This is a genomic window from Kushneria aurantia DSM 21353 (assembly GCF_000382245.1).
Classification (GTDB): domain Bacteria; phylum Pseudomonadota; class Gammaproteobacteria; order Pseudomonadales; family Halomonadaceae; genus Kushneria; species Kushneria aurantia.
This window is the reverse complement of record NZ_KB907869.1, coordinates 1-12,354: the sequence shown is the minus strand read 5'-3', so window position 1 is coordinate 12,354 and position 12,354 is coordinate 1. Positions and strand designations below refer to the sequence as shown.

Sequence of the window (12,354 nt, the reverse complement as noted above, 5' to 3'; positions counted from 1 at the left end):
CGCAATGCCCTTTCGCCGTTTACGTCTACTGCTGATGACCACCATGCTGGCGCTGTCGATCGTGCCGGCGGCTCACGCCCTGAGCGTCGCGTCACTGGCCGAGCATCTCGCCGTCAGCGGCGACGTCTCCGGGCGCTTCGAGCAGAGCCGCTACCTGGCCGATCTGGATACCCGCATCGAAGGCAGCGGTCGCTATCGCTTCGAGCAGGGCGAACGGGTGATCTGGCAACTCGAAAAGCCGGTGAAGGAGACGCTGGAGCTCTCCGAGGCGGGCATTCGCCACAACGGCGAGGCGCTCCAGGATGACCCGGCCGGCGTGGCGACGCTGATCATGCAGCTGCTCAACGGCCGGCTGGCGGCGCTGGCCGAGCGCTTCGAGATCGATCTGCAGGGCAGCGAGGCGAACTGGCATGCCACGCTGCGGCCGCGCCAGGCGGGGCTTGCCGAATACCTCGAACGCATCGACATGCGTGGCGGCGCGCAGCTCGAAAACGTGCAGATGGCCATGGCCGACGGTGACCGCCTCGATATTCACCTGCTGACCGACACCGCGACCAACGCCAGCCCGGGCACTTGAGCGTGATGCCGGGAACCACGCCCATACGGTGGCTGGCACTGCTGTGGCTATCGGTACTGCTGGCCTGTGCGGCGCTGGGCGGCTGGCAGCTGATGCACGGCGCCGGCTTCGACACCCGGGTGACCGCCCTGCTGCCCGAAACCGCGCAGTCACCGCGCATCGAGCGTGCCAATGCCCAGCTTGCCGCCCCCTTTACCGACCGCTTCGTGCTGCTGCTTGACGCCCCCGACAGGCGCCGTGCCAGCGACGCGCTGGCCGAACGACTGCGCGCCTCCGGAGCAATCGATGAGTTGCGCTACCGTCCCGGCGACTTTCCGCTCGACAGCCTGATCGATCTTCTCGGTCCGGCGCGCTATCGGCTGCTGACACCGGGCCTGGCCGACGATATCGCCGCCGGCGACACCGCGGCGCTGCGCCAGCAGGCACTGGCCACCCTGGTGATGCCCACCGCGCTGGATCAGCATCCGTTGCGCGACCCCTTCGCGCTGCTCGACCGCTGGGTCGAGGGCGCCTTCTCCAGCCGCCTTGACACCAGCGGTGAGCTGATCACGCTCGAGGTCGACGGCCACGCGCTGGTGGCGATCACCGGCCGGCTGGCCGGCAGCGCCTGGACGCCGGCCCTGCAGTCGCGGCTCACCGACGCGCTGCGCGACTTCGAAGCGGCCCATCCCGACGTGCAGCTGTGGCGCTCGGGCATGGTATTCCACGCCGCCGACGGCGCACGACAGGCGAGCCGCGAGATCAACACCATCGGGCTGGGCTCGCTGCTCGGCGTGTTGACCATTCTGCTGCTGGTGTTTCGCTCGCCGCGCACCCTGGCCACGCTGCTGCTGCCGCTGGCAGCCGGCGGGCTGTTTGCCTTCAGTCTGACCCTGACTCTGTTTGGCAGTATTCACCTGCTGACGCTGGCCTTCGGCGGCAGCCTGATCGGTGTGGCGATCGACTACGCCCTGCACCTGCAGTGCGCCCGCACGCTCGGCGGCAGCCGGTTCCGGCTGGCCAGCATGCTGCCGGGTCTGGCACTGGGGCTGGTCACCAGCGTTACCGCCTATGTCGTGCAGGCCTTTACCCCACTGCCGGGGCTCAAGCAGATGGCGGTATTCGCTGCCCTCGGACTGATCGGCGCCTGGCTCAGCGTAGTGCTGTGGCTGCCGCTGATCAGGATAAGCTGCCACCCCGGCACCGAACGGCTGGCGCTTCGGCTGTGGCAGGTACTGGCACGGCTGCGCGGCCGGCTGGGGCCGCGCCGGGCAGCGTTGCTGGCAGTGGCGGCACTGGTACTGGTCGGTCTACGCCTGGAGAGCGATGACAGCCTGCGGCTGATCAACACCTCGTCGCCGCGCCTGATCGAGGACGAGCAGTTGATCCAGCGCGAATTGGGGCGCGATACCGGTTCACTCTACCTGCTGATCGACGCCGCCGACCGTGAGGCTTTTCTCGAACGCGCCGAGACACTTGCCGCACCTCTCGACCGGCTGGTGGCCGAAGGCCACCTGGGCGGCTATTCGAGCCTTGCCGAGCATGTCCCTTCACATCAGCGCCAGCGCCACAACCTGGCGCTGACCCGTACCCTCTACGACCGCGAGCTCGATCCCCTGCTGGCCGCCGCCGGCCTGCCCGCGGCACTGGCACCCCGCGCCCGCGCCGAACTCGACGCCCCGCCCTTTCTCGACCTGCAGGCGTGGCTGGCCACATCCGCCGGTGAGGCCGACCGGCGCCTGTGGCTGGGCGCCAACAGCGACGCAAGCGACAGCGGCGTGGCCGGCATGATCACCCTCAGCGGCCGTGCCGACGCGCAGGCCCGCACGTCGCTGGCCGAACTGGCCGAACAGACCCCGGGGGTCGAGCTGGTCGACCGGGTGGCACGCATTTCGACGGTACTGGGCGAGCTGCGCCGTCAGATCGCCCTGTGGGTGGCCGGTGCGCTGGCGCTGGTGGCCGCCCTGCTGACGCTGCGCTACCGACGCCGCAGCTGGCGCGTGCTGGCACCGGCGGGCGGTGCCATTCTCGGCGTATTGAGCCTCTATGCGCTGCTCGGCGTACCGATCAACCTCTTTCACCAGCTGGCACTGCTGCTGGTATTGGGCATCGGGCTGGATGCCGGTATCTTCATGCAGGAGCATCCCCGCGCGCACCACGCCTGGCTGGCGATCACCCTGTCGATCCTCTCCAGCCTGCTGGCCTTTGGCCTGCTGGCCTTCAGCGCCACGCCCGTGCTGCACTATATCGGCATGACCACCCTGATCGGGCTGGCCGGCGTATGGCTGCTTACTGCGCTGGTGCAGCGGCGCGAATCGGCTACCGACGGGTGAGGAGAAGGCAGCCATGCGCGCAGTCGACATCGATACCGACATCGCCATCATCGGCGCCGGCCCCGCCGGGGCGGTCGCCGCCGCCCTGCTGGCCGAGCGCGGCCGGCATGTCAGGGTTATCGAGGCGAGCCACTTCCCGCGCTTTGCGATCGGCGAGAGCCTGCTGCCGCAGTGCCTCGACGATCTGCAGCGCAGCGGTCTCGACGGTGTCATCGCGGCGGCCGGTTTTCAGCACAAGGGCGGCGCGCGCTTCGTGCGCGGCGCCGAGCGCGTCGATATCGATTTCAGCGACAAGAGCTGTGCCGGCCCCGGTCGCGCCTGGCAGGTAGAGCGTGCCGATTTCGATCAACGCCTGATCGAGGCCGCCGCGGCGCGCGGCGCCGAAACCCGCTTCGGCGAGCGTGCCGTCGCCTTCGACGCCGACCCGGTACGTCCCGCTGTCACGATCGAGCGTGACGACGGTCAACGCTATCGCCTCGGCGCGCGGCTGGTGCTGGATGCCAGCGGCTTCGCCCAGCTGCTGCCGCGCCTCGAGGGAACCCGCAGCGAGGCGCACCTGAGCGCGCGGCGCGCTTTGTTCAGCCATCTATCGCTGAAAACACCGGCGCCGGGTTTTCAGCGCGACAGCATTCAGATCGGCCTGAGCGATTCGGCGGCGCTATGGTACTGGCTGATTCCCTTCTCCAGCGGTCGCGCCTCGCTGGGTTTCGTCGGCGAGACCTCACAGGCGAGCGCGCTGAACGACGGCGGTGACCCGTCTGACGCCTTCAGGGCCTGCCTGGCGCAGTTCGAGGAACTGGGCGAATGGCTCGATACTCGCCACTTTCACCGCCCGGTAGCGGCGCTTGACGACTACAGCCGCAATACCCGCTCGCTCATCGGCCCCGGCTACCGGCTGCTGGGCAACGCCGGTGAGTTTCTCGACCCTATCTTCTCCTCCGGCGTAACCGTGGCAGTGCGCTCTGCCTGTCTCGCCGCGCCGCTGATCGACCGCCAGTTGGACGACGAAGCGGTCGACTGGCAGCGCGAATGGGAGCAGCCGCTACGACGCGGCATTGATGTCTTTCGCGCCTTCGTCGAGGCCTGGTACGATGGCCGTTTACCGGCCATCATCTTTCACCCCGAACCGCCCGACTGGCTGCGACGCCCTATCAGCGCCGTGCTGGCCGGTTATGTGTGGGATACCGATAACCCCTTCGTGGCGCGGCCGCGCCGTCACCTCGATACCCTGGCCGCCCTGTGCGGATACGCCTCATGATCAAAGCGCGTCCTGCTGTTGCCCTGTTGCTTGTCCTGACGCTGAGCGCCTGTAGCGTGCCGAGCATGGCGCCCCAGCCGCCGGCCGGCTGGAGCGAAACGCAAACCCTCAAGCGCCGCCTGACTCTCGAGCCATTCGACGATACGCAGCCCGAGCGCACCCTGTTGACGGTCACCCGCCTCACCCCGGAGGGGATGCGCGTGGTGGTCACGACACCCACCGGCCAGCGGTTGATGACGCTGGAGCGTGACGCCGACGGCGCGCGTTATACGCAGAGTCTGATGGATCCCCCCTTCCCCGCCGGCTGGTTCGCTCAGCGCCTCGAGTGGAGCCTGCGTTCCGAAGCCGAGCTGGCGCGTGCCTTTGCCGGCAGTGAATGGCGGGTCGAACAGCAGCACTTCGAGCATGGCCCGGTGCGGCGCATCTACCAGGGCGATACCCTGCGCGCGCGTATCGACGGCTTCCGGGATGGCCGCAAGGTACTGACCGATTTTCAGTTCGGTTTTCGCATGGTGATCGCTCCCTTCGGCGAGACCTCAGCGTCATGACAGCGCCCTGCCGCCTATCTCGCCCGGCAGTGATCTGCAGCCTCGGTGCCGATCATGAGCGCATCGTCCAGGCACTGCGTGACGGCCGGCGCGGCCTGACCGACAGCGACCGCTACACGCCGGGACGGCCGCTGGCGCTGGGCGCCATCGAAGCGCCGCTGGCAGATGCCGAGGGCTGGCCGGCCGAGTGGGCCAGCCGCAACAATCGCCTGATCGCCAGTGCGCTGGCGGCGCTGGGCGAGGCGCTCGATGCCGCTCTGAGCCATCATGCCCCGGAGCGCATCGCCGTCGTCATGGGCACCAGCACCTCGGGCATCTCCGAAACAGAAGCGGCGATAGCGCGCTGTGGACCGGGACAGCCTTTCGATGAACGCTATCGCTACGCTCACCAGGAGCTGGGCGCGCCGGCGCACTTCATTCGCGACCGGCTGGGGCTTGCGGGACCGGCCTGGACGATCTCCACCGCCTGCAGCTCCGGCGCCCGGGCGCTGTCCGCCGCGCGCCGGCTGCTGCTCTCCGGTCAGGCTGACGCGGTGATCGCCGGCGGCGCCGATACGCTGTGCGGTCTGACCATCAACGGCTTCGATGCGCTGGGCGCGATCAGCGACACAGCCTGCCAACCCTTCACTGCCGAGCGCGGCGGCATCAACATAGGCGAGGCAGCGGCCCTGTTCGTGGTGACCCGTGAAACGGGCGGCATTCAGCTCACGGGCTACGGCGAAAGCTCGGATGCCCACCATATTTCGGCGCCTGACCCGGAGGGCAGCGGCGCCCTGAAAGCCATGCGCGCTGCCCTCGACATGGCCGGGCGCCGTCCTGCAGAGGTGGATTACCTCAACCTGCACGGCACCGCCACCCGCCACAACGACGCCATGGAGGCGCGCGCCCTGCACGCGCTTTTCGGCGACGCAGCACCGCCTGCCAGCGCCACCAAGGCGCTCACCGGCCATACGCTGGGCGCCGCCGGCGCGCTGGAGGCGGCCTTCTGCTGGCTGGCGCTGGAACGCGGCTTCTATCCCCGCCATGTGCACGAGCTGCCGCTCGACCCGACACTGATGCCGCTGACGCTGATCGAGGCCGGCTTCGACCGCTCGCCGCCGCGCCTGGCGCTCTCCAACGCCTTCGCCTTTGGCGGCAACAATGCCGCTCTGCTGCTGGAACGCACTGATGACGCCTGATTCACTGCTGTCCGTCGATATCGCCACGCTGGTCCCCCATCAGGGGCCGATGTGTCTGCTCGACGGCGTGGCGCATGTCGACCGCGACGAGATCGTGGCCCAGGTCACACCACGTCGCGACGACCTGCTGGCAGAAGCCGAGGGGGTACACGTGCATGCTGCGCTGGAGTGGATGGCTCAGGCGGCGGCCGCCTGGTCAACGCTCAATCCCGGCGAGGGTGACGAGGGACCACGTGAGGGCATGCTGCTGGGCGCGCGGCGATTTGCGGCGCACTGCGACTGGCTGCCCTTCGACCGTGCGCTGCGTGTGCGAGTGCGCCTGGAGGCACTTGCCGACAGCGGCCTGGGGCGTTTTATCGGCAGCCTGCATGACGGCGAGACCCACCAACCGCTGGCCGAAGCCGGCCTGAGCGTGCTGCAGACGCCGCCCGCTTCCCGCACCGACACAGCCGACAGCGGCCATCAGGAAGACGCGCCATGACCAATACGATACTGGTGACCGGCGCCAGCCGTTGATATCGGGAAGTGGGGGACACTAGTGAGAGCAGGCATTATAGCGCTGACCCATGCTTTTGGGTAAACGTTAGCAACGATATGTTTCGCGTATCGTTTAAAACATAAACAGTATTTTACCTCTATAGAAAGAACCTGATAGCTTTCCATAATCTATTCCATGGAGAGCCCGCATGATTTTGGAAATTCCCGAATCGGAAATTAAATCCAGGCAGCAGACATTTTTTGAAACATTGCAAAAAAAGGAATGTGATGCTGCCGTCTTGTTTAGTGTGACTGATATTTTTTACCTTACAGGCTTTCATTTTCGACCTTCCGAGCGTCCGATTGCCCTCATAATCGATCCGAAAGGCATTTTCTCTCTATTGGTCCCACGTATGGAACGTGAGCACGCACATCGCTATGCGGTGATTGAAGAAACTCACGAATATCCAGAGTACCCTGGCAAGACCCATCCAATGAAATACATGGCCAACATACTTGAAGATAGAAATTTTAAAAATCTCAGGGTAGGTGTGGATGCCGAGGGATATGCCTCTGCAAAGGGTTATACAGGCCCTCATCTAACCACCATATGCTCATTTAAAGAGACAAAGTCTCTCAAGGGAGTCGTCGAACAGCAGCGCTATATTAAATCTCACAACGAAATTGAATTAATCAGAGAATCCGCACGTTGGGGCAATCTGGCACATACATTACTGGTCAAATACACGGTTCCCGGAGAGCGAGAGATTGAGGCCGAAAGCCGTTCCACAAATGAAGCAACTCGTGCAATGTTCGACACCCTGGGTGCCGGTTATAGGCCTTATGGCTCTCCCGCTCACGCTTTCTATCGAGGTCAGATAGGGGAGCACTCGGCTTTCCCACACTCCCAGAACCAGAATGCAATGTTCAAGACCGGCTATAACGTAGTCTCACAGGCAGCCAGCGACGTGTGGGGCTATAAAAGCGAACTCGAACGGACGATGTTTATCGGAGAAGTTTCGAAAACTCAGGAAAATTTCTTTCGCCACATGCATGAAGCCCAGGAAATAGCATTCCGAACTATCAGGCCAGGCCTTCCAGCTTGCCGTATTGAGGAGGAAGTTCAAAAGTACTTCAGGGAAAACAAACTCCTGGATTATGCGAAACACCATTCGGGCCATAGCATGGGACTCCTGAACCATGAGGCGCCATTTTTCGATTTGGGTGATCAAACCATACTTGAGCCAGGCATGGTATTTTCCATAGAGCCTGGTCTATATGTAGAGGGTATAGGCGCGTTTCGACACTCCGATACGATTGTGGTAACCGACAAGGGAATGGAAATGATCACATATTACCCAAGAGACCTCGAATCTCTCATTATCTAGAATGTGAAAGCATATCCCTACACAATCAGTACAAGAAGAGATCAAAATGAATATACCTCAAAACCCCAGCAGCAAGAAAGACAAGAAGAGAGCTTTACCAGACTCATACGTTATCCTGCTCGCCATGCTGATCGTGGCTTCTATAACCACATGGTTGATCCCAGCGGGAAGCTTCGAGAGGACAACCGGCGATAACGTCCCCATGGTTGTTCCGGACAGCTATCAGTCTCTCCACTCAAACCCAACGACACTGCTGGATTTCTTTCTCTCGATCCAGGCAGGCCTCATTGACTCGGCCAATATAATTTTTTTGGTATTAATCATAGGTGGCGCTTTTGCGATACTCGACTACACGGGAGCCATACAAGCTGGTATCATGCGCCTTATCAACAAGACAAGAGGGAAGAAGTACTCCCTTGTTGTCACGGTATCTGTAGTTTTCTCCATCGCAGGTTTTATAGGCGCCTTGCAAACCGCCGTAATCGCATTTATACCTATCGGCATTATTATCGCTCGCGCCTTCAAACTGGATGCCATCGCGGGCGTCGCGATTATTTACCTGGGGGCTTATGCCGGCTATACGATTGGTGGACTTGACCCAATCACTACGGGATTCGGTCAGGAGATTGCAGGCCTTCCTGTATTCAGCGGACTTTGGTTCCGATTTGCTGTCTACCTTTGCGTACTTGCCGCGACAGTGATTTACCTTTGCCGCTACATATCAAAAATTTCAAAAGATCAAAGCCAGTCTATTCTTGGAAAGACTCCCTTCCCCGCTGAAATTGAAAACTCTTCTTCCATCCCCAACAATTTCACAAAACTTCATAAGATCATTCTTGCCTATTTCACACTCTGTATGACAGGTTACGTCACTGGAGTTTTTACGTTAGGCTGGGGGCTTAGCGAGATGGGCGCGCTATTTATGGTTATAAGCCTCGGAACGGCCGCTATCAACAGGATAAACCCAAATCAATATGTGCGCCTGTTTATTCAGGGCGCTCAGGGCATGCTCTATGCAGCGCTCATCGTTGGTTTGGCTCGAGCTATCGTCGTTGTACTCGAAGACGCATATGTATTGGATACTATCGTTAACAGTATTGCTGTAATGCTGGGCCCGCTGCCACATGTCGTAGCTGCACTGGGAATGTATATCTTCAATCTCGGATTCAACCTTATTATTAGCTCTGCTAGCGGTCAGGCTGCCATCGTCGTACCTGTCATGGCGCCACTGGCCGACGCCATTGGACTAACGCGACAAGTTGCTGTCCTGGCTTATAACTTTGGAGATGGGTTTACCAATATTGTCACACCAACCTCAGGTATCTTGATGGCCAGCATTGCCATCGGTGGCATTCCATGGATCAAGTGGATAAAATTCGTGATTCCACTGCTACTTATATGGATGGCAATCGGTGCTGTCGCCTTGAGCATCGCTGTCATGATCAATTTAGGCCCATTCTGACACACAGCGGCACGATGGCTTCAGGTTTTCGTGCCGCCAATAAAATTGGCGCGAATATAGCTCACAAAAAAGGCACCAACGTCTGTGAGTAAGGCGGGGTTCCACGCCATGGAGTTTATTTTTTTAACGTCAGAATTAATAGTTTTAAAAACGACCCTTTCATTTATGATACATGCGGCTGAGGCAGGCAATAGCGCTACCCCTACCTCCGCCGCGACGAGCGCAACAAGTGTCTGTTGCTCCTGAGCGTTTTGAACAACATGAGGGCTAAATCCATGTCCGTTACAGAGTGCGAGAACTGCATCATAGTAGCCATGGCCAGCTTCCCTTGGCGTCATAACCCACGCATCGCAACTCAGCTTCCCCAGATTCAAGGGCTCAATTGCCTGTGCCAATTCGTGAGTTTCAGGCAAACAGGCTACAAATGGTTCTTCAACTATGGCTACGGTATCAATCCGATCATCCAGCACAGGTGACACTAAAAAACCGACATCGATATCACCATGTAATAGGCTGGCAACCTGATCATGTGTGGTTAGTTGCTGAAGCTGGATATCAATATCCGGATGGTGTTCATTTAAATTCTTTACAATCTCCGGTACAAGATGGAACGACATTGTTCCACTAAAACCAATCGAAACACTACCCTGCTTACCCTCGGCAATTCTTCGCGTCACCGCAATATCACGCTCCAGGGTGGCTATGCAATTTTTAGCCGCCGTGAGGAAATTCTTTCCTGCCGGTGTCAGCCTTACCTCCTTGTTATTTCTAATCAACAACTGAACCTCAACCTCTTCCTCCAGGTTTTTAATCTGACTACTGAGCGGCGGCTGAGAAATATTTAGCTGCCGTGCAGCTTGACCGAAGTGAAGATTTTCAGCAACAGCAACAAAATATCTTAAATGCCTTAATTCCATTTTATATCTCACATTATTGCAAGGCCTGAAAAATCATGCGAAGCATTCCCGGAGGAGATGCCTGAGCATGGACTCTTCGTTAAAAGATAGCGCCACCAGAAGCGGATTCCGTTGCGCCTATGCACGTACTCTTTTGACAAATCATTTAAAACACAACATCCGGAAATTGGTAACGCACGGCTCCACCTATCCCCTTGCGATCATTCACTGTGCCTTCAGGATGGTGCCACAATGAGAGCAATGCGGGCACAGCTGTCATACATCAGTAGCAAAAAATCGGGCTATTGTGATCAAAATGCCCGAGACGTTTGATGGTCCCAATCAGAGCTGCTGTAGGCGGATATCGCCGAGCACGGCAACTACTATGCGGGCTCCACCACGACGCGCCGTTCTCCGGCATGCGCGATGAAAAGTGGGACAGCGTCCTCAACGTCGATCCGTACGGTTTCTACAACGTCCTCCGGCCGCTGTGGTGATGTCGATGATCCAGCGCCGCCGCGGCGGGCGTATCGTGGCGCTCTCCTCGGCGGCGGGTCAGGTGAGCAATCGCGGCCAGGTGAATTACGCCGCCATCAGGGGCGGCGTGATCACGGCGCTCAGGCCGCTGGCGCTGTCCACAAGACGCATCGCGGTCAACGGCAGGCCCTACTGACGCTCTCTATTCAGTCTCGGGAAAGCAGCCCCTTCACAGGGGGTGTTCCATGAACAACAATACTGATCCAGAGGAGAATTCATGGGCGCGAAAGCGACGCTTTATCAGGGCCTCGTGCATTCAGAGCGCTGGACCAGCGCGGAGTGCGGCTGCGCTACCCCTACCCTGACCGCTTAGCGCATTCTGCCTGCTACCGCCGAGCGCGACGACATGAAACGGATTCTGATGGTGGGCTGCGAATGGTACACCCACTACTATCCAGGCCTGCTGAACGACGATGCCGAGGTCACCACGCTGGAGGTCGACCCTGCCAAGCGCGCCTTTGGCGGCAACAATGCCGCTCTGCTGCTGGAACGCACCGATGACGCCTGATTATCTGCTGTCCGTCGATATCGCCATGCTGGTCCCCCATCAGGGGCCGATGTGTCTGCTCGACGGCGTGGTGAATGTCGACAGCGACGAGATCGTGGCACAGGTCACACCACGTCGCGACGACCTGCTGGCAGAAGCCGAAGGGGTACACGTGCATGCTGCGCTGGAGTGGATGGCTCAGGCGGCGGCCGCCTGGTCAACGCTCAATCCCGGCGAGGGTGACGAGGGACCACGTGAGGGCATGCTGCTGGGCGCGCGGCGATTTACGGCGCACTGCGACTGGCTGCCCTTCGACCGCGCACTGCAGGTGCGAGTGCGCCTGGAGGTACTTGCCGACAGCGGCCTGGGGCGTTTTATCGGCAGCCTGCATGACGGCGAGACCCACCAACCGCTGGCCGAAGCCGACCTGAGCGTGCTGCAGACGCCGCCCACCCCACGTGCCGACACAGCCGACACCGGCCATCAGGAAGACGCGCCATGACCAATACGATACTGGTGACCGGCGCCAGCCGCGGCATCGGCCGCGCCTGCGCCCTGCGGCTGGCCGCCGACGGTTTCGATATCGTGGTGCACTACAAAAGCCGCGAATGCGAAGCACGCGAGGTGTGCGCCGAGATCGAGGCGCTGGGGCGCTGCGCGCGGCGGCTGGCATTCGATGTCGGCGAGCGCGAGCAGGCCCGTCAGCGGCTGGAGGCGGATATCGCCGAGCACGGCGCCTACTATGGAGTGGTGCTCAACGCCGGGCTCCACCACGACGCGCCTTTCCCCGGCATGCGCGATGAACAGTGGGACAGCGTTCTCAACGTCGATCTGGGCGGTTTCTACAACGTCCTCCGGCCGCTGGTGATGCCGATGATCCAGCGCCGCCGCGGCGGGCGCATCGTGGCGCTCTCATCGGCGGCGGGCCAGGTGGGCAATCGCGGCCAGGTGAATTACGCTGCCGCCAAGGGCGGCGTGATCGCGGCGCTCAAGTCGCTGGCGCTGGAACTGGCCAAAAGACGGATCACGGTCAACGGTGTGGCCCCGGGCTGGATCGACACCGATATGACGGCAGGCAGCGACGTCGAGATCAAAAAGGTGGTACCGATGCAGCGCATGGGCAGCGCCGAGGAGGTCGCCGGGGTGGTCAGTTTCCTCTGCTCGCCGGATAGCGCCTACGTAACCCGCCAGGTGATTGCAGTCAACGGCGGGCTTTATTGAAGGCCTGCTTGCG

13 protein-coding genes are annotated in these 12,354 nt (G+C 61.0%); 12 read left to right on the top strand and 1 reads right to left on the bottom strand.

From position 1 onward, the window contains the following. Positions 1–4: 4 nt before the first annotated feature. From H146_RS0107460 to H146_RS0107425, 8 genes are all read left to right on the top strand, one after another. Complete coding sequence (locus H146_RS0107460) at positions 5–577, top strand: outer membrane lipoprotein carrier protein LolA (protein ID WP_019951253.1); 573 nt, start codon at positions 5–7, stop codon at positions 575–577. Between the two features lie 5 nt (positions 578–582). After that, a complete protein-coding gene (locus tag H146_RS0107455; protein ID WP_019951252.1) occupies positions 583–2,889 on the top strand; it encodes an MMPL family transporter in 2,307 nt (768 codons plus the stop codon). 13 nt (positions 2,890–2,902) lie between these two features. Beyond that, on the top strand, positions 2,903–4,147 hold the full coding sequence (locus H146_RS0107450; RefSeq protein ID WP_019951251.1) for an NAD(P)/FAD-dependent oxidoreductase: 1,245 nt from the start codon (positions 2,903–2,905) through the stop codon (positions 4,145–4,147). Next, positions 4,144–4,695 (top strand): DUF3261 domain-containing protein, encoded by a 552-nt coding sequence (locus H146_RS0107445; RefSeq protein WP_019951250.1) that lies wholly within the window; start codon positions 4,144–4,146, stop codon positions 4,693–4,695. The genes H146_RS0107450 and H146_RS0107445 overlap by 4 nt, the downstream gene beginning before the upstream one ends. Further along, positions 4,692–5,873, top strand: a complete 1,182-nt coding sequence (locus H146_RS0107440; RefSeq protein WP_033195554.1) for a beta-ketoacyl-ACP synthase — start codon at positions 4,692–4,694, stop codon at positions 5,871–5,873. The genes H146_RS0107445 and H146_RS0107440 overlap by 4 nt, the downstream gene beginning before the upstream one ends. Next, entirely contained in the window at positions 5,863–6,354 is a 492-nt protein-coding gene (locus H146_RS18800; protein ID WP_019951248.1) for a hotdog family protein, read from the top strand. The genes H146_RS0107440 and H146_RS18800 overlap by 11 nt, the downstream gene beginning before the upstream one ends. 205 nt (positions 6,355–6,559) lie before the next feature. Then, the gene (locus H146_RS0107430; protein WP_026351824.1) at positions 6,560–7,738 is read left to right on the top strand and encodes a M24 family metallopeptidase; all 1,179 of its coding nucleotides are present in this window, start codon (positions 6,560–6,562) and stop codon (positions 7,736–7,738) included. A 46-nt stretch (positions 7,739–7,784) separates the two neighbouring features. Beyond that, on the top strand, positions 7,785–9,200 hold the full coding sequence (locus H146_RS0107425; RefSeq protein ID WP_019951245.1) for a YfcC family protein: 1,416 nt from the start codon (positions 7,785–7,787) through the stop codon (positions 9,198–9,200). A 20-nt stretch (positions 9,201–9,220) separates the two neighbouring features. Here H146_RS0107425 and H146_RS20665 read toward each other — a convergent pair whose 3' ends face one another. Next, positions 9,221–10,117, bottom strand: coding sequence for a LysR family transcriptional regulator (locus H146_RS20665; protein WP_083920813.1), 897 nt, complete (start codon positions 10,115–10,117; stop codon positions 9,221–9,223). A gap of 481 nt (positions 10,118–10,598) precedes the next feature. Here H146_RS20665 and H146_RS21855 point away from each other — a divergent pair, with 481 nt between their 5' ends. The 4 genes from H146_RS21855 (at position 10,599) to fabG (ending at position 12,341) form a co-directional block, all read left to right on the top strand. Next, positions 10,599–10,769 (top strand): hypothetical protein, encoded by a 171-nt coding sequence (locus H146_RS21855; RefSeq protein WP_211213306.1) that lies wholly within the window; start codon positions 10,599–10,601, stop codon positions 10,767–10,769. A gap of 210 nt (positions 10,770–10,979) precedes the next feature. Next, on the top strand, positions 10,980–11,141 hold the full coding sequence (locus tag H146_RS21310; protein WP_019951242.1) for a hypothetical protein: 162 nt from the start codon (positions 10,980–10,982) through the stop codon (positions 11,139–11,141). Then, the gene (locus H146_RS18790; protein ID WP_019951241.1) at positions 11,131–11,622 is read left to right on the top strand and encodes a hotdog family protein; all 492 of its coding nucleotides are present in this window, start codon (positions 11,131–11,133) and stop codon (positions 11,620–11,622) included. The genes H146_RS21310 and H146_RS18790 overlap by 11 nt, the downstream gene beginning before the upstream one ends. Continuing rightward, positions 11,619–12,341, top strand: coding sequence for a 3-oxoacyl-ACP reductase FabG (gene fabG, locus H146_RS0107400; protein WP_019951240.1), 723 nt, complete (start codon positions 11,619–11,621; stop codon positions 12,339–12,341). The genes H146_RS18790 and fabG overlap by 4 nt, the downstream gene beginning before the upstream one ends. Positions 12,342–12,354 lie beyond the last annotated feature (13 nt).

Bases quoted from the DNA above. Each gene is read 5' to 3' on its own strand.
- H146_RS0107460 (WP_019951253.1), top strand. From the start codon at position 5: ATGCCCTTTCGCCGTTTACGTCTACTGCTGATGACCACCATGCTGGCG.
- H146_RS0107455 (WP_019951252.1), top strand. From the start codon at position 583: ATGCCGGGAACCACGCCCATACGGTGGCTGGCACTGCTGTGGCTATCG.
- H146_RS0107450 (WP_019951251.1), top strand. From the start codon at position 2,903: ATGCGCGCAGTCGACATCGATACCGACATCGCCATCATCGGCGCCGGC.
- H146_RS0107445 (WP_019951250.1), top strand. From the start codon at position 4,144: ATGATCAAAGCGCGTCCTGCTGTTGCCCTGTTGCTTGTCCTGACGCTG.
- H146_RS0107440 (WP_033195554.1), top strand. From the start codon at position 4,692: ATGACAGCGCCCTGCCGCCTATCTCGCCCGGCAGTGATCTGCAGCCTC.
- H146_RS18800 (WP_019951248.1), top strand. From the start codon at position 5,863: ATGACGCCTGATTCACTGCTGTCCGTCGATATCGCCACGCTGGTCCCC.
- H146_RS0107430 (WP_026351824.1), top strand. From the start codon at position 6,560: ATGATTTTGGAAATTCCCGAATCGGAAATTAAATCCAGGCAGCAGACA.
- H146_RS0107425 (WP_019951245.1), top strand. From the start codon at position 7,785: ATGAATATACCTCAAAACCCCAGCAGCAAGAAAGACAAGAAGAGAGCT.
- H146_RS20665 (WP_083920813.1), bottom strand. From the start codon at position 10,117: ATGGAATTAAGGCATTTAAGATATTTTGTTGCTGTTGCTGAAAATCTT.
- H146_RS21855 (WP_211213306.1), top strand. From the start codon at position 10,599: ATGATCCAGCGCCGCCGCGGCGGGCGTATCGTGGCGCTCTCCTCGGCG.
- H146_RS21310 (WP_019951242.1), top strand. From the start codon at position 10,980: ATGAAACGGATTCTGATGGTGGGCTGCGAATGGTACACCCACTACTAT.
- H146_RS18790 (WP_019951241.1), top strand. From the start codon at position 11,131: ATGACGCCTGATTATCTGCTGTCCGTCGATATCGCCATGCTGGTCCCC.
- fabG (WP_019951240.1), top strand. From the start codon at position 11,619: ATGACCAATACGATACTGGTGACCGGCGCCAGCCGCGGCATCGGCCGC.